At 53.0% G+C, this 20,547-nt stretch carries 24 protein-coding genes and 1 pseudogene; 12 read left to right on the top strand and 13 right to left on the bottom strand.

The genetic code is table 11. The features are described from left to right. Window positions 1–47: 47 nt before the first annotated feature. A pseudogene (locus L350_RS06560) lies at window positions 48–518 on the bottom strand (LysE family translocator); the annotation flags it as partial. Window positions 519–704: 186 nt separating this feature from the next. Here L350_RS06560 and L350_RS24485 point away from each other — a divergent pair. The 4 genes from L350_RS24485 (at window position 705) to L350_RS06580 (ending at window position 3,641) form a co-directional block, all read left to right on the top strand. Next, window positions 705–848, top strand: coding sequence for a hypothetical protein (locus L350_RS24485; protein WP_022649279.1), 144 nt, complete (start codon window positions 705–707; stop codon window positions 846–848). 212 nt (window positions 849–1,060) lie between these two features. Continuing rightward, complete coding sequence (locus L350_RS06570) at window positions 1,061–2,236, top strand: OmpP1/FadL family transporter (protein ID WP_032626085.1); 1,176 nt, start codon at window positions 1,061–1,063, stop codon at window positions 2,234–2,236. Window positions 2,237–2,299: 63 nt separating this feature from the next. Beyond that, window positions 2,300–2,929, top strand: coding sequence for a winged helix-turn-helix transcriptional regulator (locus tag L350_RS06575; protein WP_032626083.1), 630 nt, complete (start codon window positions 2,300–2,302; stop codon window positions 2,927–2,929). Between the two features lie 100 nt (window positions 2,930–3,029). Next, entirely contained in the window at window positions 3,030–3,641 is a 612-nt protein-coding gene (locus L350_RS06580) for an outer membrane beta-barrel protein (protein ID WP_022649276.1), read from the top strand. A 58-nt stretch (window positions 3,642–3,699) separates the two neighbouring features. Here L350_RS06580 and L350_RS06585 read toward each other — a convergent pair whose 3' ends face one another. Then, complete coding sequence (locus tag L350_RS06585; protein ID WP_022649275.1) at window positions 3,700–4,098, bottom strand: hypothetical protein; 399 nt, start codon at window positions 4,096–4,098, stop codon at window positions 3,700–3,702. Window positions 4,099–4,269: 171 nt separating this feature from the next. Here L350_RS06585 and L350_RS06590 point away from each other — a divergent pair, with 171 nt between their 5' ends. Then, window positions 4,270–6,252: an alkyl/aryl-sulfatase gene (locus tag L350_RS06590; RefSeq protein WP_032626081.1), complete on the top strand. Its 1,983-nt coding sequence runs from the start codon at window positions 4,270–4,272 to the stop codon at window positions 6,250–6,252. Between the two features lie 102 nt (window positions 6,253–6,354). Here the strand turns inward: L350_RS06590 and L350_RS06595 are convergent, their stop codons facing one another. Then, a complete protein-coding gene (locus L350_RS06595) occupies window positions 6,355–7,239 on the bottom strand; it encodes an SDR family oxidoreductase (RefSeq protein WP_022649272.1) in 885 nt (294 codons plus the stop codon). A 61-nt stretch (window positions 7,240–7,300) separates the two neighbouring features. Continuing rightward, the gene (locus tag L350_RS06600) at window positions 7,301–7,690 is read right to left on the bottom strand and encodes a YdeI family stress tolerance OB fold protein (protein WP_022649271.1); all 390 of its coding nucleotides are present in this window, start codon (window positions 7,688–7,690) and stop codon (window positions 7,301–7,303) included. A 139-nt stretch (window positions 7,691–7,829) separates the two neighbouring features. Between L350_RS06600 and L350_RS06605 the strand changes: the two genes are divergently transcribed. From L350_RS06605 to L350_RS06620, 4 genes are read left to right on the top strand one after another with little or no spacing between them, the layout of a single operon-like run. Further along, entirely contained in the window at window positions 7,830–8,333 is a 504-nt protein-coding gene (locus L350_RS06605; protein ID WP_032626079.1) for a hypothetical protein, read from the top strand. A 9-nt stretch (window positions 8,334–8,342) separates the two neighbouring features. Next, the gene (locus L350_RS06610) at window positions 8,343–8,789 is read left to right on the top strand and encodes a DUF421 domain-containing protein (protein ID WP_022649269.1); all 447 of its coding nucleotides are present in this window, start codon (window positions 8,343–8,345) and stop codon (window positions 8,787–8,789) included. Window positions 8,790–8,804: 15 nt separating this feature from the next. Continuing rightward, window positions 8,805–9,323 carry a 2-oxo-tetronate isomerase gene (locus L350_RS06615; protein WP_022649268.1) on the top strand — a complete coding sequence of 173 codons (519 nt, stop codon included), beginning with the start codon at window positions 8,805–8,807 and terminating at the stop codon, window positions 9,321–9,323. 16 nt (window positions 9,324–9,339) lie between these two features. Further along, the gene (locus L350_RS06620; RefSeq protein ID WP_032626076.1) at window positions 9,340–10,326 is read left to right on the top strand and encodes an SDR family oxidoreductase; all 987 of its coding nucleotides are present in this window, start codon (window positions 9,340–9,342) and stop codon (window positions 10,324–10,326) included. Here L350_RS06620 and L350_RS06625 read toward each other — a convergent pair whose 3' ends face one another. From L350_RS06625 to L350_RS06655, 7 genes are all read right to left on the bottom strand, one after another. Next, on the bottom strand, window positions 10,327–11,952 hold the full coding sequence (locus tag L350_RS06625; protein ID WP_032626074.1) for an alpha-amylase family protein: 1,626 nt from the start codon (window positions 11,950–11,952) through the stop codon (window positions 10,327–10,329). Between the two features lie 8 nt (window positions 11,953–11,960). Further along, window positions 11,961–12,971, bottom strand: a complete 1,011-nt coding sequence (cydB, locus tag L350_RS06630) for a cytochrome d ubiquinol oxidase subunit II (protein ID WP_022649265.1) — start codon at window positions 12,969–12,971, stop codon at window positions 11,961–11,963. Then, a complete protein-coding gene (locus L350_RS06635; RefSeq protein WP_003862857.1) occupies window positions 12,971–14,374 on the bottom strand; it encodes a cytochrome ubiquinol oxidase subunit I in 1,404 nt (467 codons plus the stop codon). Before L350_RS06635 ends, cydB begins: the two co-directional genes overlap by 1 nt. Window positions 14,375–14,444: 70 nt before the next feature. Then, window positions 14,445–15,317: a manganese catalase family protein gene (locus L350_RS06640; RefSeq protein WP_032626071.1), complete on the bottom strand. Its 873-nt coding sequence runs from the start codon at window positions 15,315–15,317 to the stop codon at window positions 14,445–14,447. Between the two features lie 17 nt (window positions 15,318–15,334). Then, window positions 15,335–15,841, bottom strand: a complete 507-nt coding sequence (locus L350_RS06645; protein WP_017382870.1) for a ferritin-like domain-containing protein — start codon at window positions 15,839–15,841, stop codon at window positions 15,335–15,337. 62 nt (window positions 15,842–15,903) lie between these two features. Continuing rightward, window positions 15,904–16,401: a YciE/YciF ferroxidase family protein gene (locus tag L350_RS06650; RefSeq protein ID WP_003862851.1), complete on the bottom strand. Its 498-nt coding sequence runs from the start codon at window positions 16,399–16,401 to the stop codon at window positions 15,904–15,906. Window positions 16,402–16,491: 90 nt separating this feature from the next. Next, the gene (locus L350_RS06655; RefSeq protein WP_022649261.1) at window positions 16,492–16,680 is read right to left on the bottom strand and encodes a con-10 family general stress protein; all 189 of its coding nucleotides are present in this window, start codon (window positions 16,678–16,680) and stop codon (window positions 16,492–16,494) included. 452 nt (window positions 16,681–17,132) lie between these two features. On the opposite strand from L350_RS06655, the gene yjdI reads away from it, so the two are divergent. Beyond that, entirely contained in the window at window positions 17,133–17,363 is a 231-nt protein-coding gene (gene yjdI / locus L350_RS06660; protein ID WP_022649260.1) for a 4Fe-4S mono-cluster protein YjdI, read from the top strand. 10 nt (window positions 17,364–17,373) lie between these two features. Further along, window positions 17,374–17,646, top strand: a complete 273-nt coding sequence (locus L350_RS06665; RefSeq protein ID WP_006811846.1) for a GNAT family N-acetyltransferase — start codon at window positions 17,374–17,376, stop codon at window positions 17,644–17,646. Between the two features lie 33 nt (window positions 17,647–17,679). Here L350_RS06665 and L350_RS06670 read toward each other — a convergent pair whose 3' ends face one another. Further along, window positions 17,680–18,909, bottom strand: coding sequence for an amino acid permease (locus L350_RS06670; protein ID WP_022649259.1), 1,230 nt, complete (start codon window positions 18,907–18,909; stop codon window positions 17,680–17,682). Between the two features lie 116 nt (window positions 18,910–19,025). Beyond that, a complete protein-coding gene (locus tag L350_RS06675; protein ID WP_032626069.1) occupies window positions 19,026–19,490 on the bottom strand; it encodes a multidrug/biocide efflux PACE transporter in 465 nt (154 codons plus the stop codon). Window positions 19,491–19,591: 101 nt separating this feature from the next. On the opposite strand from L350_RS06675, the gene L350_RS06680 reads away from it, so the two are divergent. After that, window positions 19,592–20,458 carry a LysR family transcriptional regulator gene (locus tag L350_RS06680; protein WP_032626067.1) on the top strand — a complete coding sequence of 289 codons (867 nt, stop codon included), beginning with the start codon at window positions 19,592–19,594 and terminating at the stop codon, window positions 20,456–20,458. Window positions 20,459–20,547 lie beyond the last annotated feature (89 nt).

The following is a 20,547-nucleotide window of genomic DNA, read 5'->3' as shown; positions in this document are numbered from 1 at the left end:
ATGTCCTCATGTGGCTTATGAAGACATTACTAACATCGGGGTGTACTAATCAACGGGGAGCAGGTCAGGTGCTCGCTTCCAGGCGCAACGAATTGAGGGAAAAAGGAGATGAAGAATAACAGTACCTTCGGGTTGGTTAAGGTAGTTATGAAACCTTTAGTAAGTAGACTCGTCAGAGTCGCTTTTGCCGTAACGCGTTCAGCTTCGTTGTGATTCGTGGTTTGCTTTGTCAGCGTTCCCCAAATCATCTTACTACCGAGATACACCAGATAAGCCGCACCGAGAGACTTAATGATGGTGAACATCATCGGAGATGCTGTTATCAACGCGGTTAATCCCACAGCGCTTGCAATTGCATGTGTGCAACTACCTAATGCTACACCAGCGGCAGAGATAATTCCCGCGCGTCTTCCATTAACCACGCTTTGACCTACCACGTAGGCTATATCAGGCCCAGGTGTAACGGAAAGGAGAAATACAGATAGGGCGAAAAGCCCAAAATGAGTTATGTCCAGCATAGCCATCTCCAGAAAAAAATTATGTACCTCCATGCTAACACTGAATTTTTATGCGTAAAGGGTGATTTTATATGCTTTTAGTCTGCTTTTGCTAAACAATGAATCACTCATGGCATAACACGCTAAGTTGCACATTTCCTGTACCCTGGATACCCTGAGATTAATCCTAATAACTCAAGGGTGAGTATGGCTAGCGGGAAGAGAAAGAATCAAAAGGAATCGCCTGAAGAAGAGTTAGAACGCCTGCTGGATGAGCTTGAACTCACACCGGAGCAACGGGAGTTTATCGAATCCATGCGAGAGGATAAGGGCGATCCCAGTAGTGAGTAACGCTTGTCTTAAGCCGAACGAGTACAAACGGCATTGTAAGCAATTCCTCTCCCGGTGCATGCAGAATCACGGTGCCTTTGTTCCGGCTGTCGCTGGAGTGTCATAAATATAATTACGCGCGCGCATAATTTAAAATTAAACCCTCTTTCTTTTTACGTAATCAATCGCCCCTGTTATATCTGTCGGCAAATTTTTTATTTCCCGGATCGCAGATGAAAACACGACTCCTCCTGTGCGCTGGCTTATTAGCTGCCTCCAGTGCCCATGCCAGCGCCCTCTATTTTTATGAAGCTGGCACCGAAGATACCGCGCTTGCCGGAGCAGGGCAGGCGGCTCGTGCGCAGGATGCCTCTACAATTATGACCAACCCGGCTGGCATGACGCGCTTACCGGATCATATGGTCACCGGTGGGTTACAGGTTATGGATGGCTCCATCGACAACCAGCTGGATAACGATGCCCATCAAAGCCCCGGCGATGTGATGAAAACCATCCCGAATGCCAGCGCCTTTTATAGTCAGAAGATAAACGATGATCTTTATGCCGGGGTCGGGCTTTACGGTAATTACGGCCTGGGGATCGACTACGGCAGCTGGGCGGGCGACAGACTGATTAAAAAGAGTACCATGGTAGCCATGACGCTCAGCCCCTCGCTGGCCTATAAGCTTAACGACCATCTTTCGATTGGCGCGTCCGCCAACGTTAACTACGGTTACTTCTCGCTGACTCGCAGCGTTAATGATGATGACTATCGGCGACGCGATGAAGACCTGGCCATGAGCTATCGGCTTGGGCTGCTGATGCAGCTAACTGACCAGACCCGAGCTGGTATTACCTGGAACAGCGAAACGGACTACAGCTTCAATATTGACGGCAACGCGCGTCTTCAGAACGGCACCTACGACCTGCCGGTGTCAGCACAAATCAGCGCGCCGCAGCAAATTATGCTCAGCCTTGTGCATGACATTAACCCGCAGTGGTCGGTTATGGGCGATCTCGGCTGGCAGGACTGGAGCCAGTTCGGCGCGCCGCAAATCGTCGTCGGGGACCAGCAGCTTAACAACGTCAGCCGCCTGAAGGACACGTGGCACGGTGCGGTGGGCGTGCAGTATCGTCCAACGCCTCAGTGGCGACTGAATGCCGGTGTGGCGTTCGATAGCTCGCCGTATGAAAGCCAGAGCGATGTGGCCTTAACCTTACCTACCGGCGATGAGTGGCGATTTGGTACGGGAGCCCAGTATCAAATCACCCCGGCCAGCAATATTGGTATTGCCGTGTCGTATCTTCATATGCAGTCGTCGCATGTGAAATCGCCGGTGGCGTTTGCCGGAAGTTACGACCATCCTTATCTTTGGTTTGCCAGCGTCAACTACAGCTATCAGTTTTGATCGCCTAACCGCTTAAAATATATGGTCTATAATGGCAGATACTGAATGTCAGAAGGTTGTACCATGCATATTTTACCGCCTGTTCGACCCGAAAAATCCATCGAACGACTGACCGCTATCCTTGAGCCGATAGCGGAGAAAGTGCACGTTGTTCCACGTAAGCGACTCACCTGGTTACGGAAGGGGAAACAGCAGATGTACCTCTTTCTGGAAGGGGAGCTGTCCCTGCTGCGGACATCGGATGGACTGGTGGTCGTGACCGTTTACGAGCCGCATTTGTTTGGTATTGCTGAGATGATCCAGCCTACGCAAGGCCATTTTCTCCGTGCGGAAAGGGAGTCGACCATTTTACGTCTCGATGCGGACAAGGCGGCCGAGTTATTCCGTACCGAGGGCGTCTGGGAGGATGTCGCAGCGCTGCTCTCATACCATACGGCCTATTTGATATTCCGTGATGCGCAGGTACTCCAGCAGCGTACCTATTCCGTTATTCGTAACCACCTTCAGGAAATGATTTTGCTCCCGGAGGAGACGCGTTTGCGTACCACGATACTGGAATATATTCAGGATCGTACGCTGCTTTCTCGCAGTAGTATACTCAATGTATTATCCGCCCTTAAACAGGGAGAATATATCTCCTTTAAGCGCGGTGGGTATTTGCTTGAAGTCAGACACTTACCTGAATCATTCTAGGGGAAGTTTAAAATTAAACAGAAATGGAATTAACGAGGCTGTTAATTTTCTATATCGTTTGCTTTCTAAGTTTTATCTTTATTAAGTAAACGGTATATTTATGAAAAAGACAGTTCTCGCTTTGATTATGGTTAATGCGTTTACCGCCACTTCCGCGTTCGCCGCCGCTGATGCGGGCACCTGGTATGGCGGAGCGAAATTCGGCTGGTCACACTATTTTGATACCAATATGGGTTCAAAAGCGTTTGATAACAATAATTCCGACCACTTCGATTTTGACCATGATAATGTCGGTGGGGGTGTTTATACGGGTTACCAGATTACCCCATGGCTTGCGGTAGAAGGCGGTTATGATTATTTAGGCAACATGCAGATCAAGGGTCAGCATGGCGCAGGGGCGCAAATGAAGACGCAGGGTCTGCAAATGTCCCTGAAGGCAAGCTATGCCTTGACCAATGACTGGGATATCTACGGCCGTGCCGGTGCGATGGGCTATCGCGCTGAATCCGATGTAAGTGGTCACAATCGTTTTGAAACCGGTGTGCGCCCGCTTGCAGCTGTGGGTACTGAATACGCCTTCAATAAAAACTGGGCTGGCCGCCTGGAATATCAGTGGGTAAGCAATGTGGGTAATGCAAACCAGATCGGTGTGAGCAGCGACCTGAGTTCCGTCACCGCAGGGCTTAGCTATCGCTTTGGTCAGTACGACTGATGCATGTGATATGGCGATTAAGAAAAACCCGGCTGCTATGTTGCCGGGTTTTTTGTTGTCAGCTGGCGAATAACGGTTCAAGCATAATATGAATATTTTGCAGGCCCGTGACATTATTGTCTTTCAGGTATTGCTGATTAACCATATCTAACTGTTCCAGTTTGGTCAGCGAGGCGTAAACGCGTTGAACAGCGCTGTCCGCAACAAAAATTTCTTTTGCGGTAGTGTCCTGAAGATACTGTGATTTTACGCTGCGCGTTAAGTTATCGATCTGCTGTTTATTTTCTTGATAAAGAGACGCGATATGAGATATCTGTGCCTGCGGCGGTTTTTCCCCCGGTAATACCAGCGGAATTTGCAGATGATTAATCTTTTCAACGTTGTCTGGTGGTGGAGAGCTACATGCTGTTAATGTGCTCAGACTTAATATAGCGAAAAAGAACGGCAGGCTCTTCATCGAATCACTCCGGGGAAATAATTGGACTCAGCATTATCCCTGAAGGCCGCAGCGACGAAAGAATAAACTTATTTATTTATAAACGTTATTTCCATAGGTAAAAGAAAAGCCCGGTGATAGCCTCCTTTCCCCCCATGTACCGCCAGCGTGAATATGACGCCTCGAGGATGTATGAAATTTAAAACTCTCGTTAGTGCGATGGCCGTTGCTGGTCTGCTATTGGCCTCGTTGATCTCATTGCCTGTCCTGGCACAAAAGGAGGTGAAGGAAGCCACTGCCCATACGAAACAAATGAATGATGCACTTTATGGTCAACTGCCCTTCTTTGATAAAACCGATTTCCGAAATGCGCATAAAGGCTTTATTGCCCCGCTGCCACCTGCGGTGATTAAAGGTGAAAAAGGCGCCGTTATCTGGAATCCCCAGAAATACGCTTTTATCAAAGAAGGGCAAAAAGCGCCGGATACCGTCAACCCGAGCCTGTGGCGTCAGGCGCAGCTGAATAATATCGGCGGTCTGTTTGAAGTCACGGAAGGCGTCTACCAGATCCGCAACCTCGATCTGTCGAATATGACAATCATAGAGGGCAAAGAGGGGATCACGGTTATCGATCCGCTGGTGTCTGCGGAAACGGCTAAAGCGGGCATGGATCTTTACGTTAAGCATCGCGGCAAACGTCCGGTTGTTGCCGTTATTTATACCCATAGCCACGTCGATCATTATGGCGGCGTGCGTGGCGTAATTGATGAAGCCGGGGTAATGTCCGGCAAAGTGAAAGTCTATGCGCCAGCCGGTTTTATGGAAGAGGCGGTATCGGAAAATATCATGGCCGGAAACGCCATGAGCCGCCGTGCCAGCTATATCCACGGAAACCTGCTGAAACCCGGTGTGAAGGGGCAGGTGGGGGCAGGTCTGGGGACTACCACCTCAGCCGGAACGGTCACGCTCATCGCGCCCACTCACTCTATTACCGAAGAGGAGCAGAAAGAGGTCATTGACGGTCTCACCTATGACTTTATGCTGACGCCGGAATCGGAAGCACCGTCTGAAATGCTCTGGTATGTGGAAGAGAAAAAGCTGATCGAAGCAGCAGAGAACGTCACTCACACCCTGCACAATACCTACTCGCTGCGCGGGGCGAAAATACACGATCCGCTGGCATGGTCAAAGTACATCAATAACGCCATCGATCGTTGGGGTGATAAAGCGGAAATCATTATCGCGCAGCACCACTGGCCCACGTGGGGTAACAAAAAAGTGGTGAAGTTGATGAAAAGCCAGCGTGATATCTACCGCTATATCAACGACCAGACGCTCAGACTGGCGAATAAGGGGCTGACGAGGGATGAAATAGCCGCTAATTTCGCCCTGCCTTACGGGCTGGCTAAATCCTGGGCAGGCCGTGGCTATTACGGCTCGGTAAGCAACAACGTCAAAGGCACCTATGTCTACTATCTTGGCTGGTTCGACGGCAATCCGGCGACGCTCGATGAACTGCCTCCGGTCGAGGCGGCGAAAAAGTATGTCGATTACATGGGCGGAGCCCGCGCGATCCTTGAAAAAGCCCGTGTCGATTATGCCCGGGGGAATTATCGCTGGGTGGCTCAGGTGGTCAGTAAAGTCGTTTTTGCCGATCCGAATAATAAGGCGGCGCGCGAACTGGAAGCCGATGCGTTTGAACAGCTGGGATACCATGCGGAGTCAGGGCCGTGGCGTAACGCCTACCTCACCGGTGCGCAAGAGTTGCGTAACGGCGTGAAGATAAAGCCGACGCCCAAAACCGCCAGCCCGGATGCGGTCCGTGCCATGTCGACTGAGATGATTTTTGACTACTTCGGCGTTCACCTTAACGGCGTCAGAGCGGCGAATGCCAGAGGCGTTTTTAACGTTGATTTAGGCCGCGAGGGCGGCAGGTATAAGCTGGAGCTGGAGAATGGCGTGCTAAACCACAGTGCCAATATCCAGGCAGAAGATCCGGATGCAACCATTACGCTCAGCCGCGAAACGCTGAACAAAATCATCCTTAAGGAGACCACGCTGAAAAAGGCGCAACAGGCAGGAGAGGTGACGATCGTCGGCAACGCCGCGAAGGTAGACGAAATGCTGCGCTGCATGGAGAGCTTCAGTTTCTGGTTTCCTGTCGTCACCCCTTAAATGTAAGAAAGGCTGCTTTCGCAGCCCTTTAGCATTCGCCTGCAACAATTTGCCGGGTGGCGGCTTCGCCTTACCCGGCCTACACTCTGCGCTGCTTGAGCGCTAGATGACGCCGTCGCCGCCGTCAGAACACCAGACCTGCCCGGAGGTGTATGAACACTCATCCGAGGCCAGAGTGACATACAGCGGTGCGATCTCCACGGGCTGTCCCGGGCGTCCCAGAGGGGTACTCTCGCCAAAATGTTTCACTTTTTCCTGTGGCTGCCCCCCGCTGGGCTGGAGCACGGTCCAGTAAGGTCCGGGCGCTACCGCGTTCACGCGGATCCCTTTCGGACCCAGCTGTTTCGCCAGCGCTTTGGTAAACACCGCGAGACAGGCTTTGGTCTGCGCATAGTCAAGCAGTACGGCGCTCGGTTTTACCGCCTGTACAGATGAGGTGTTAATGATGGAAGCGGGAGCTTTCATGTGGCGCAACGCCGCCTTTGTGATCCAGAAAGGCGCATAGACGTTGGTTTTAAAGGTCGCGTCAAAATCTTCCGTGGTCAGTTCTTCCAGCGTCTCACGGTACTGCTGGCGGCCTGCGTTATTCACCAGGATGTCCAGCCCGCCCAGTTTTCCGACGGCCTGTTCCACCAGGTTCTGACAAAAAGTTTCGTCCCGCACATCGCCCGGTAGCGCGACGGCATTCCGTCCTTCCGCTTTAATCAGGGCGATCACTTCCGCAGCGTCTTCTTCCTCTTCCGGCAAATAGTTAATGGCGACATCTGCCCCTTCGCGGGCATAGGCAATGGCTACCGCGCGTCCGATGCCGGAATCGCCCCCGGTAATTAGCGCCTTCTTACCGGTAAGCCGGCCATGCCCTTTGTAGCTTGTCTCGCCGTGATCGGGAACAGGGTCCATTTCAGAGGCCAGGCCCGGTGGCGTCTGGGGCTGCTCCGGGAAAGGTGGCGTTGGGTAAGCGTTCGTACGTTGTTCATTATCACTCATAGCTAACTCCTTGTTAGGGGTGAGATTTGATGGATAGTTACAGCGTTAACGCTTCGCTGAATTATTTTTGCAAGTGGCTGACCCGCACTACGGGTGGGGATGATTTTTTATCGAGCGAGCCGCTAATACTGATCATGTTGTCGGGTTCCACGGTTCTGTCGTCAAATACGGCTTTCGGGATAATAACGTCGATTTTCCCGGTTTTATCCTGGAATACGTATTTATCGCCATTGCCATCAATAAGATTGCCGCGCAATGAAATAGAGGCGCCATCATGCATCTCTTTTGCCTGAGTAATGGTCATAATGCGCGCATCATCGGTACCACGATAACCACTGTCCAGGGCATGCGGCGGTGGCGGCGCTTCACCCTTTTGTAACCCGCCGTTATTATCTGCCCATGCGGAAGGGATAATTAATATTAACAAGGCTGAAATCACTGATAATTTCATCTGATATCCTTCATTTTGGATGTCTTGACTTATTAAGTATTGTTGCTATTCCTTTATGTGGCAAATGTGATAAGTCTTAAAAGCATTTGCGTAGAAAAATCAAAAAATTCGGCAATTAAGCGAAACGGTGACAAAAGCCATGGAACCAAAAAATGAAAAAGTGCCTGGGATAAAAGAGAGTTATCGTTTACTGACGTTTGAGTATGCATTTCGTCAGGTGGGTTTTATTGTTCTGTTAGGTATTATCGTGGCCGCGTTAGCCGGCCTGTTTTCCAGCGGTGCGGTTAGCGACGTGGAGAAAACAAACGAAGCAAAATCCCTGAAGCTGAGCTATGAGCGCTTCGGCCGCCGCCAGACCGAATCGCGGATGACGCTGACGTTTCCGGTGACGTCTGAGGGTAAATATATTCTCAGCCTGACCAGCGAAAGCAGCGACGTATATGAGCCGGGCAGCGTCTGGCCGCAGCCGGACAGCATGTATAGCCGGGGGAACACCCTGTTTCTCGTTTACGACAATCTGAAACAGAGCGATAAGTTCACCGTCCTGCTGTTCATCACGCCGACAAAAGCAGGGAAATGGACCAACAGCATCCGCGTAAACAACGGGCCAGATATCCGCTTCTGGCAGTTTATTTACCCCTAGGAGTCGAATATGGACATGGTTTTTCGTGCCCTGGCAATATACCTGTTTCTGGTGATCGTGTTTAAAGTCGCCGGACGGCGCGCCCTGCTGCAAATGACCAGCTTTGACCTTATTTTGCTCTTAATTATCAGTGAGGCGACACAGCAGGCGCTACTGGGCGAAGATTTTTCCGTCACCGGTGCGATGATTACAATAACAACGCTGGTGGTGGTGGATATTATTTTTGGCCTGATTAAAAAATATTCTTCTTCTGTTGAGAATGTTCTTGATGGCACCCCGGTGATATTGGTAGAGAATGGTATTCCCATTGCGGATAAACTGAAAAAAGTCGATGTATCCTGCGATGATATATTGGTTTCAGCACGCCAGAACCACGGCATAACGGAATTAAAGGATATTAAGTACGCGATCCTTGAGCGTAACGGCCATATTTCAATTATTCCTGAAGAAAATTAACTAAGGGGCACATCCATGAGCAACCTTATTCACGATAATAATACGACCATCAGCGAGCTGACGAAAAAGCTTGCCACGACGCTCACAGAAAGAGGACTGCGTCTAACCACGGCGGAGTCCTGCACCGGCGGTAATCTCGCGGTTGCGCTTTGCGCTGAAGAGAACACGGCGGAATTTTATGACGTTGGCATGGTGGTGTTCAGCGATGCGGCGAAGGAGAGGATTCTCGGCGTGCGGCACGAAACGATTGAGCGCTTCACCGCCGTCAGTGAACAAACGGTTACTGAGATGGCCGCTAAAATTCGCGATATTGCCGAGGCGGATATTGGTGTTGCCATCAGCGGCTATGCGGGACCGGAAGGGGGAGACGATGGCACGGCAGCCGGTACGGTCTGCTTCGGCTGGAATATTCGCGGACAGACCGAAACCCGTACCGTGCTGTTTTCCGGTGAATGTCAGGATGTGGTGGAAAAAGCGGTGCGTTATTCGCTGTCTGAACTGATCGAAATACTCTCCGGATGGGATAACGTCTGAGATAAGGGGAAAGGCTATGGCTGTTATCGTTATTACCGGCGGTACGGCGGGCGTGGGGAAAGCCACGGCGCTGCACTTTGCTAAAGCGGGCTACGATGTAGGCATTATTGCCCGCGATGAGCAGAGCCTGCGCTCCACAGAAGAGGAGTTGCGCCGTTTCGGGATCAACGCGTGTGCCGTTCAGGCCGACGTGGCGGACAGCAAGGCGGTGACCGATGCTGCTAACGAAATTGAATACCGGCTTGGAGCCATCGATGTGTGGGTGAATAACGCCATGGGCGGGATGCTGGCGCCGTTTCGCACCATGTCCCCGGAGGAGTTTCGCCGCGTCACCGAGGTGACCTATCTGGGCTATGTTAACGGCACCCGCGCCGCGCTGGAGTTAATGACCCCTCGCGATCGTGGAACGATTATTCAGGTTGGCTCCGCGCTGGCCTACCGTTCCATTCCCTTGCAGTCAGCCTACTGTGGGGCGAAGGCCGCGATCCGCGGATTTACCGATGCCGTACGCACCGAGCTGATGCATGAAAACAGCCGGGTGCAGATCGCAATGGTACAGATGCCGGGTCTCAATACGCCGCAGTTCGAGTGGGCGAGGAATAAATTTGCCTGGGCGATGCGCCCGGTCCCCCCCGTTTTTCAGCCGGAAGTGGCCGCCAGCGCTATTTTTAAGGTGGCGCAGAAACCGGTGCGGGAGCTATGGGTGGGCAGCAGCACTGTCCAGTCGATTGTCGGGCAGTTTCTTTTCCCCGGTTTTCTGGACCGGCTGATGGTTAAAAAGGCCTGGGAAGGGCAGATGACCGATACGCTAAATGCGGATGACCGTCAGGACTATCTGGATCAGCCGGTTAACGATCTGCATAAAATCCACGGGCACTTCACCGACGAAGCAAAAGAGCGCGCCACCAGCGTGACCTCCGGCATGCCGGGGAAAGTGCTGCTCGGCTCCCTCGCCGTCACGGGCGCGATCGTGGCGCGTCTGCTGCTCTCGCGGAAACGATAATCAGCGCAGTGCGGTACGATCGGTCCAGAACCAGCGGTAGCCATAGCCGCTGAGGTTAAGCGCGACGGTTTTGCCGCATTCCAGCGCGTCGTCGTAGCGTTTGTCCGCCAGGCATGCGGTCCATGTCGCATGCCGGATCCCTCTGGCGGTAAAATTAACGGGCTTATCGCTGAAGTTAACGAAGGTCAGAATGCTGCGCGTGTCGGTTTCGTAATAGATCCCCAGTACCGCATCGTTGTCGATAGTAATAAGACGAAACGGCGCGACGCCGATCTCAGGAAACTCCGAGCGCGTATTGGCGATATCGATAATGCAGTGCAGGAGGGAGTTGCGGTGCAACAGCGAATCCGCCACGTTGATTTTTTGATAGCGGTACGGACCATGGTCAATCATTGGGGCGATAAAGGTTTTCGGGTCGGCATCTGAGAAACCGCCGCCCTGCGATCCGGCCCACTGCATCGGGGTGCGTACGGCGTAACGCTCCTCCAGATCTAAATCATCGCCCATTCCAATTTCATCCCCGTAGCGCATGACCGGTACGCCCGGCAGCGAAAACAAGACCGCATGGCAAAAGGCCAGCCGCTTTCGATCGCCCTTAAGCATCGGCGCCAGACGGCGGCGGATCCCTCGCTGATACACGCTCATCTCTTCATCAGGGGCGAAGGCATCAATGACGGTCTGCTTCGCTTTTTTGCCTATCCCTTCCAGATCCAGCTCATCATGATTGCGCAGCCAGTTGGCGAAGCAGCAGGAGTCCGGCGGCACGATCATCTTCTTCACTGCGTTGCGCAGCGGTCGTGCGCTCTTCTCTGCAAGGCTGACGTAAAAGTACTTATTGAGCCAGAAATTCAGCACCAGGTTGAGCCGGTCATTCTGACCAAAATAATCTTTGTAGGCGTCGACCTCCACGTCGACTTCGCCGAGCAGGATCGCGTCCGGATTGCGCTGTTCGATAAGACGGCGCAGATGCTCCAGGATCCACAGGCCGCGTTTTTCATCTCCACGCCCGGCCTGTTTTGTCAGGTGCGACGCTGCATCCAGGCGAAAGCCCGACACCCCGAGCTTTAGCCAGAAGATGATGATGTTCTCAACCTCCTTCAGCACCGCCGAGGAGGCCAGATTGAGATCCGGTTCGTGGTGATAAAACATATGCCGGTAGTATTGCCCCGCTTCGTCGTCCCATGTCCAGACGCTCTTTTCCACGCCGGGGAACATCGGTGGCGTATCGTCCTCGTCCGTGTCAGACCAGAGATAATAGTCACGGTAGGGTGACTGCGGGTTGCGGCGGGCCTGCTGAAACCAGGGATGCGCATCCGAGGTGTGCTGGATCAGCAGCTCAATAATGACCTTCATCCCCAGCTCCCGCGCCTGTTCAATAAAGGCGATGATATCGTTGAGCTTGCCGAAGCGGGGATCGACCTGCAAATGGTCGCTTACGTCATAGCCTTCATCGAGAAAAGGGGTGAGGTAAAACGGGGTGATCCAGATAACCGTCGCGCCCATCCGGCGGATGTAGCGCAACTTCGCGGCGATTCCGGCGATGTCGCCACAGCCATCGCCGTTAAGATCGTAAAACAGGGCGGTATCAATCTGGTAAATAATGGCGCGTGTATGCCAGCCTGCCATAGCAATCCTTAGTGATAACCTTCGGTATCAGACACTTTGCCCCGGAAGACGTAGTAGCTCCAGGCGGTGTAAACCAGGATCACCGGGATGATTAACAGCGTGCCGATCAGCATAAACAGCTGGCTGGCAGGCGGCGCGGCGGCTTCCCACAGGGTGATGTGCGGCGGGATAATGTGTGGCCACAGGCTGATGCCCAGTCCGCTAAAGCCGAGGAAAATCAGGCCCAGCGTTAACAGGAACGGACGGGCATGGCTGTCGGGATTGCGCGTCAGCCGCCAGATCCACAGGCTGAATACCGCCACCAGAACCGGAACCGGCAGGAACCAGAAGAAGTTAGGCAGTGTAAACCAGCGCTCGGCGACAAACTGCCAGCCGAGCGGGGTCCAGATACTCACCACCGCAATGACGGCGATCAGTGCCAGCAGCACGTGGCGGGTCAGCTCACGCATCCGGTTTTGCAGCGCGCCTTCGCTTTTCATGATCAGCCATGTGGTAGCCAGCAGGGTATAGGCGACAATCAAACCCAGCCCGCAGAACAGGTTAAACGGGGTTAACCAGTCCAGCGAGGAGCCCACAAAGCGTCGCCCTTCCACGTCAAAGCCGTTGATCATCGCGCCGACCACGATCCCCTGGCTGAAGGTTGCGAGCAGGGAACCGCCAGCAAAAGAATAGTCCCAAAATTTGCGGTGGGAAGGGGTCGCCTTAAAGCGAAACTCAAACGCCACGCCGCGGAATATGAGCCCGATCAGCATGGCCGTCAGCGGGATGGTCAGGGCATCGATAATCACCGCGTAGGCCAGCGGAAACGCGCCGAACAACCCTGCGCCGCCGAGAACCAGCCAGGTTTCATTTCCGTCCCAGACCGGTGCGACGCTGTTCACCATCACGTCGCGTTCTTTGGCATCGCCCACAAAGCTGAACAGCATGCCGATACCGAGATCGAAACCGTCCATGATGATGTACATCAGCGTGGCGAAGACAATAATGGCAAACCAGATGACCGGGATATCGACGCCCATCAGATCTTCTCCTCTTCCGGAACAGACTCGGCGGCGGACAGCGGACGGGCAGGGGTGCCCGACGTATTAGACGTTAGCGTGCCGACAGGCTGCGGCCCTTTCTTTATCAACCGGGCGAGATACACATAACCCACGCCAAATACCGAACAGTAGACCACGATAAAGGCCAGCAGGCTGATGCTCATCTGCAACGTGCTGTGCAGAGACACCGCATCTATCGTGCGCAGATAGCCGTAGACGACCCACGGCTGGCGGCCCACTTCGGTAGTGACCCACCCGGCGAGCAGCGCAAGCAGTCCGGCTGGCCCCATGCACAGGGCAAACCAGTGGAATGGTCGCGAGTGATAGAGTCGGCGGCGATAGCGCAGCCAGACGCTCAGCACGCCAAGCGTAATCATCAGCAGTCCCATGCCGACCATAATGCGGAAAGACCAGAAGACGATGAGCGAGTTCGGGCGGTCCTCTTTCGGGAAATCTTTCAGCGCCGGGACCTGTTTATCCAGGCTGTGCGTCAGGATCAGGCTGCCGAGCGCCGGAATTTCAAGCCCGTATTTGGTGCGCTCCTCCTCCATATCCGGTACGCCGAACAGCAGCAGCGGGGTAGCCTCGCCGGGCGGATTTTCCCAGTGGCCTTCAATCGCGGCGATTTTGGCAGGCTGATGCTCAAGCGTATTCAGGCCGTGCATATCCCCAACGACTGCCTGGATGGGCGCGACCAGCAGCGCCATCCACATGGCCATGGAGAACATTTTGCGAATAGCGGGCGTGTCGTTGCCGCGCAGCAGATGCCATGCCCCGGACGCGCCCACAAACAAGGCGCTGCACAGGAAGGCGGCGATGGACATATGGATCAGACGGTAAGGGAATGAGGGGTTAAAAATAATGGCCAGCCAGTCTTCGGGAATGACCTGACCGTTCTGAATACTGAAGCCCTGCGGGGTGTGCATCCAACTGTTGGAGGCGAGGATCCAGAAGGTGGACATCAGCGTGCCCAGCGCCACCATGCAGGTGGCAAAGAAGTGCAGGCCGGGCCCGACCTTGTTCCAGCCGAACAACATCACGCCCAGGAATCCGGCTTCAAGGAAGAAGGCGGTTAAGACTTCATAAGTGAGCAGAGGGCCGGTTATGCTGCCTGCGAACTGGGAAAATCCGCTCCAGTTAGTCCCAAACTGGTAAGCCATTACCAGCCCGGAAACCACGCCCATACCAAAGTTAACGGCGAAAATTTTCAGCCAGAAATGGTAAAGCGAGCGCCAGACATCATTTTTTGTGCGAAGCCACATGCCCTCGAGAACCACCAGATAGCTCGCAAGCCCGATGGTGATTGCCGGAAAGAGAATATGGAAAGAGACGGTAAAGGCGAACTGTATCCTGGCCAGATGAAACGCATCAAGCTCGAACATGCTCCGTACCTCTGGAACTGATAGCCCACAAGGCATTGCCAGACAGCCTCAGGCTGCCTGGCAAAACCGGTTACGGTTTTTTCTTACCCGCGCCAAGCTCGGCACTGGTAAGCGGATCGGCTTTAGGATCGGATTTCGTACGTGCGCACATTGCTTTGACCAGCGTAGCCTGCTCTGTTGTGAGCGTTACGCTTGCGCCGCCGTCACCGCCATCGACCGCTGGCTGAGGAGATTCCACGTAGTCGAAGTGCTTGTCACTGTTCCAGCTTCCGCGAACTTCTCCCCCCTCAGACATATTGTAGTACTTGTTGGTGTACTCTTCGATTGGAGGCAATTTACCCGGTGGGAAGTTGTTACGGATCGACTGGAGCGCCTTCTCAAACGAAAGCTGGTGTGCTGCCTCACGCGTCATTAAAAACGCCAGCGCATCTTTAACACCTGGATCGTCCGTTACGTTAATAAGCCGTTCGTAGATAATTTTGGCGCGCGCCTCGGCCGCAATGTTAGAGCGCAGATCCGCGGTGGGTTCGCCAATGGTATCCACGTACGCCGCCGTCCACGGTACGCCTGCGGAGTTAGTGAGCGGAGTACCGCCCCCGTAGAGCAGGGAAGTGATATGACTGTCATTGCCGTTTTCGGTCATGGACCGGTACAGCTCCGCTTCATTTTCAACGCCTTCCGCCAGTTCACCTTTCGCACCCTTATTAAGCATACCCACCAGGGTGCCGATAATTTCCAGGTGACTTAACTCCTCGGTCGCGATATCCATCAGCATATCTTTACGACCGGGATCGTCGTCGCTCAATCCTTGCGTAAAGTAACGACATGCCGCGGCAAGTTCGCCCTGTGGCCCGCCAAACTGCTCAAGCAGAAGATTGGCCAGGCCCGGATTCGGTTCGGCTACGCGTACCGTGTATTGCAGCTGTTTTACGTGTCGAAACATACATTCTCCCTATTTCGTTATTTTTTCGCTTCAACGCCGTCCGCGTCGGAGCGCAGCAGGAACTGTTCCGTCGTCTGTGGAATATGCTGGAGCAGCCAGTCTGCCATCTGGCGCTCTTCTTCCAGAATGGATTCAAGGGCTGGAATGGAGGCGGTATCGCCTGCTTGTTTGGCCGCAGCCAGCAGAGAGGTGTAGCAGGCAATTTCAAACTGCTCAAAAACGTAGCCGCTGATGGAGCCTTTAACAATTTCGTCGGAAGGGAACATGCCGCCAATGGACTGGCCGAGCGCCGCCATTTTGCTCATGGAATCTTTTATGACCGAACGGGAAATATCATTGCGGTCGAGAATTTCTTCCAGCACGGTAATTTGGTGTTTAGTTTCATTAACGTGTTGTTCAATTCGTGCACGTAAGTCGGGATAATTATCAATACGGCTGGCCATTGATTCCAGCATGGATTCGGCTTGCTTTTCCATCGCATGGGCATCGCGTAGCCAATCATGGTAGTGTTCTACATGATTCATAATTAACTCCTGTGATTTATTATCTGGTTAATTGTTGGTGCTGATGCTCATCAAATTAATATTTATCCTTTCTGGGCTTTTTGATTAATATTGCCGACAGCCAGATCGGTTAATTTGAGATCGGTTTCTTTTTCTTCTTCCAGCGTTTCGGCAAGAAGTTTAACGGCTTTTTTATAGCCTAATTGTTCAGCCAGGGTGGCCAGGGTGCCGTAGCTGGCAATTTCGTAATGTTCAACTTTCTGAGCTGCGGCAATTAATGCAGCGTCACGCACTTCATTTTTCTCAGTGCTCTCAATAACTTCGTTGGCTTCTTCAATTAAGCCTTCCATCGCAACGCATTTCATGCGCTTCAGCTTGAGGCCGGATTCCTGCTCAATAATCTGATCGATACGTTCGATCTGTCCCTGCGTCTCCTCAAGGTGAGCCGTGAAGGCAGCGCTCAGCTTCTCGCTTGATGCGGCGCGGGCTAACTTGCTTAGCGCGCGGGTCAGCTGCTTCTCGGCGCTATAGGTATCGGATAACAGGTGAATAAATACATCTTCAACAGTTTTCATATTCATATATTCGCTCCAGTGAAATAAAGGGAAGGTACTGCGAGCCGACAGGCCCGCAGCATGCTCTCGGTATATTTAGAAGAGCTTTAAATAAGATCAGGAGTTATCAGATTTACGGCCCCCGCCGTGACTGTTCTGTCCCCCTTTCTTACCCGCTTCAGATGCGCGTTGCGGATCGTTTTTGAAATTACCGCCGCTGTGCTGGCCGCCTTTACGTCCAGCTTCTGATGCTTTTTCACGGTCTTGCGCGAAATTACCGGAACCACCACGATGTTGCTCTGCCATATATCAACCCTCATGTTGCGTTTATGTCAGGTGATACGATAAGTAATTCGTATCAGTTGTCGTTCAGAAATTAACATTAGTCGTTATGTGAGAAGAGTCAAATTTCCTGTCTGGGTTGTTTTGCACCATTTCCAGAGATGCGGGGGAAATACCGCTTCGTTACGATTTTTGAAAATCGGAAGTAAATCCATTGCTTAGGGGGAAATAAATTATGTCGTTAGGATTCCGCTTAGCTAATAATCTTAATGTGAACGCGGCGGAAATGATTACAAGAATTGACGTAGCGCAAAAATATATCTTACCGACCTGAGTCTTTATAATCGGAATAGTCTTAAGCGGGAAGTAAAATAACGAGCCGAAACAGTGTATCCGATCGTCGTTTTTGACGTGGTCAGGCGGATCGGGTGAGGGTATGCTGCATTTGTCACCACAATCATTACAGAGGCAATGTCATGGATCAGGAGCTACTGGATGCAGGGTACCGGGCCTATACCGGTGAGAAAATCGATGTCTACTTCAACACAGGGATCTGCAAACACTCGGGCAACTGCGTACGCGGCAGCGCGGCGCTGTTCGACCTGAAGCGTAAACCCTGGATCGCACCGGATGAAGTGGATGCAGAAACTGTTGCGCGCGTAATTGATACCTGCCCGAGCGGTGCGCTGAAGTACCGCCTAAAATAAGTGAGGAACCATGGATATTCTTGAAGGCCATAACAAGTTTTATGTCAACGACGCCGAAGGCAATCAGGTTGCGGAGATCGTCTTTGTCCCGACCGGCGAGCATCTGAGCATCATCGAGCACACCGATGTGGATCCGAGCCTGAAAGGGCAGGGTGTGGGTAAGCAGCTGGTGGCGAAGGTGGTAGAGAAGATGCGCGGGGAGAACCGTAAAATTATCCCGCTGTGTCCGTTTGCGAAGCATGAGTTTGATAATACGCGGGAGTATGACGATATTCGGGCGTAAAACAGATGCCCGGCATTGCGCCGGGCAGCACACTCAACCGACAAACATCACCGACACACACAGCACACCCACAATCAGCGTCAGCAGGTTGCCGATGGAGCGGTACGGTTTTAACGACGGGATCAGGTACGTCGACAGCGTCGGCATGATGAACAGGATCATGGCGATAAGCGGACCGCTGATGGCGTAAATCATGGAGATCGCATTCGGGTTGATGCAGCAGACCGCAAAGGTAATCAGCGACACGCCGAGAATCGAAACCGCGCGGTTAAAGGCACGACTTTTCTTCACACCCACCTGATTCAGTGACGATTTCACAATTTCCGTTGCCCCTTCAATCACGCCAAAATAGGTGCCGAGGAACGATTTCGACATCGCTATAATTGCCACGATAATGCCGGAAATGCCCAGCCATGCCGGGGACGAAGGCATCATCGACAGCGCGGACAGGATCGTCACCCCTTCCTCTTTTGCCGCCACGATATAGGACGGTGGAATCGAAAGCAGGCAGCTGAACACAAAGAACAGCACGCTGAGGCAGATGATCAGGTACGCCACTTTCATGATTTTTTTGCATTTACCCATAGCCTCTTCACCGTATTTCTCGCGACGATCTACGGCGAAGGTCGAGATGATCGGGGTATGGCTAAAAGCGAAAACCATCACCGGGATCGATATCCACACCTGGTGCAGCGTATGCTGGTCGAAGGCCATCTGGCTGGTCAGCAGCGACGGCTGCCAGCTGCCCGTCAGATACAGCGAGACAAACAGGAAATAGGCGATCAGCGGAAAGACAAGGAAACCCATCACCTTAATGGTGATGTGCCGCCCCATCAGGAAGATCAGATTCAAAATCAGCACCACGCCAAAACTCACCAGCATCCGCACGCTGGTATCCACCGTCATCCGTTTCGCCAGCTGTTCAGTAAGTGAGTTGGTTATCGCCACCGCGTAAATCAGAACCACCACAAAGAAGGCCACGAAATAGAGCGTGGTGATGAGGTTGCCGATCTTTTTGCCGTAGTAATGGGAAACGGCACCGGTGATCCCTTCGTTGCCTTTCGTCTTCGACGACAGAATAAATTGCGCCAGCGCTTTATGCGGCCAGTAGGTTAAGGGATACGCCACAAGGGCGGTGATCAGCAGGACAATTGCGCCAGCAGAGCCGAGCTGAATGGGCAAGAACAGGGTTCCTGCGCCCACGGCAGTGCCGTAGAGGGCGAAACTCCAGAGAGTCTCTTCTTTTGACCAAATTTTCGACATTAGAGCAACGTATCAACTATAAAACGAACAAAAAGGAGTGCAATTTACCATAATTATGCGTTGAGGTCGCCGTTGCTTCGCTGGGGTTGGGCCGGAGAAGGTCTCCGGCCGGAAGGTCATTCGCTTGCCAGGGCGCGACGTTGCTGGCGGCGCTTGATAATTTTCTCCCGCAGGGTGTCATACACCCAGTTGTAGAGCATGGTGTACGGCAGGAAGAACAGGAAGAAACCAATCTCCAGCGTGAAGGCCTGGAGCAGCGTCACGCCCAGCACGGCGGCAACGATGGTTACGCCAATCACAATAAAGCCGCATTCAAAACCCAGCGCATGCAGGGCGCGCACTTTTGCCGTGCGCTTCACCCGCTGAACGGGCCAGAAACGGTCGAAGCCAAAGTTATAGATAATGTTCCAGAGCATTGCCGTGGTCGCCAGAATAATAGTGAGACCCCCCATTTCAACCACCGAGCGCTGCATTAGCCACGCGGCCGTAGGGGCGAGGATCGCCGTAGCAATACCTTCAAAACAGACGGCATGGAAGATCCGCTCCGGCAATTTACGTTGGAGTGCATCCTGATGTTGCATATTTACCTCATATAGACGCCAGTATGGGCGTTGATGCGGCCTATTCTTATCGCTTAAGGTGATATATAAAAGATGGTATCCATCGATAAAGTAGATACATCATGCGTTATTCTCCCGAAGCACTGACCGCGTTTGTTGAAACTGTCGCTGCAGGTTCGTTTTCAGCTGCGGCACGACGGCTGCGTAAAAGCCAGTCCACCATCAGCACCTCCATCGCCAACCTTGAAGCTGACCTTGGCTTTGAGCTGTTTGATCGCTCGGGCCGTCACCCGGTGTTAACCGCCCAGGGTGAACAGGTGCTGGGCTATGTCCAGTCAATCCTCGCCGCCAGCGCGCGCCTTGATGAGCTGGCCGTATCCTTAACGGCGCAAACGGAGGCGCGTTTTACCTTTGTTCTCTCCGATACGCTTAACCCGGCCGTACTGGAAGAGATGATGAGCCAGTTCGACCAGCGTTTTCCGCACACCGAATTCGAGTGTCTGATTGGGGAAGAGGAGGACGTGATCGATCTGCTGCAAAAGGAGCGGGCGCAAATTGGCCTGACGGAAGCACGCGACAGCTACCCGACCGATATTGGCGCGACCCGCCTGCCTATGCAGACGCGGATGGCTATTTACGTTTCTGCCGGACATCCTCTGGCAGGGCAACATGAGACGCAGGCGGACGAGCTGCATGGCTGGCGCGAGCTGCGGCTGAGTACCTATCTTGAACGGGAAGCGCCCCTTGCGCGCGGGCCGGTCTGGTCTGCGCCGAACTACCTGCTGCTGCTGAGCATGGCGGTACAGGGCTTTGGCTGGTGCGCCTTACCCTGCGCGCTGGTCGACGAATTTGCCGCATCGAAATCGCTGGTGCAGCTGAACGTGCCGGGCTGGCCGAGGTCGATTGCCATCGATCTGGTATGGAACAAAAGAACCCCGCCCGGCGTCGCCGGAAGCTGGCTGCGCCAGTACTTGCAGGACGCACGATAATCCTGTGACTAAACTCACTAATTTTAAACATTTGCGTCAATTGTTGATAACAATCCTCTACTATCGTCATGTCATTTTGCACAGAGGTC

It is taken from the genome of Enterobacter sp. MGH 4 (genome assembly GCF_000534735.1).
Classification (GTDB): Bacteria; Pseudomonadota; Gammaproteobacteria; order Enterobacterales; family Enterobacteriaceae; genus Enterobacter; species Enterobacter intestinihominis.
The sequence above is the reverse complement of the archived record's forward strand: the minus strand, read 5'-3'. Positions and strand labels throughout refer to the sequence as shown.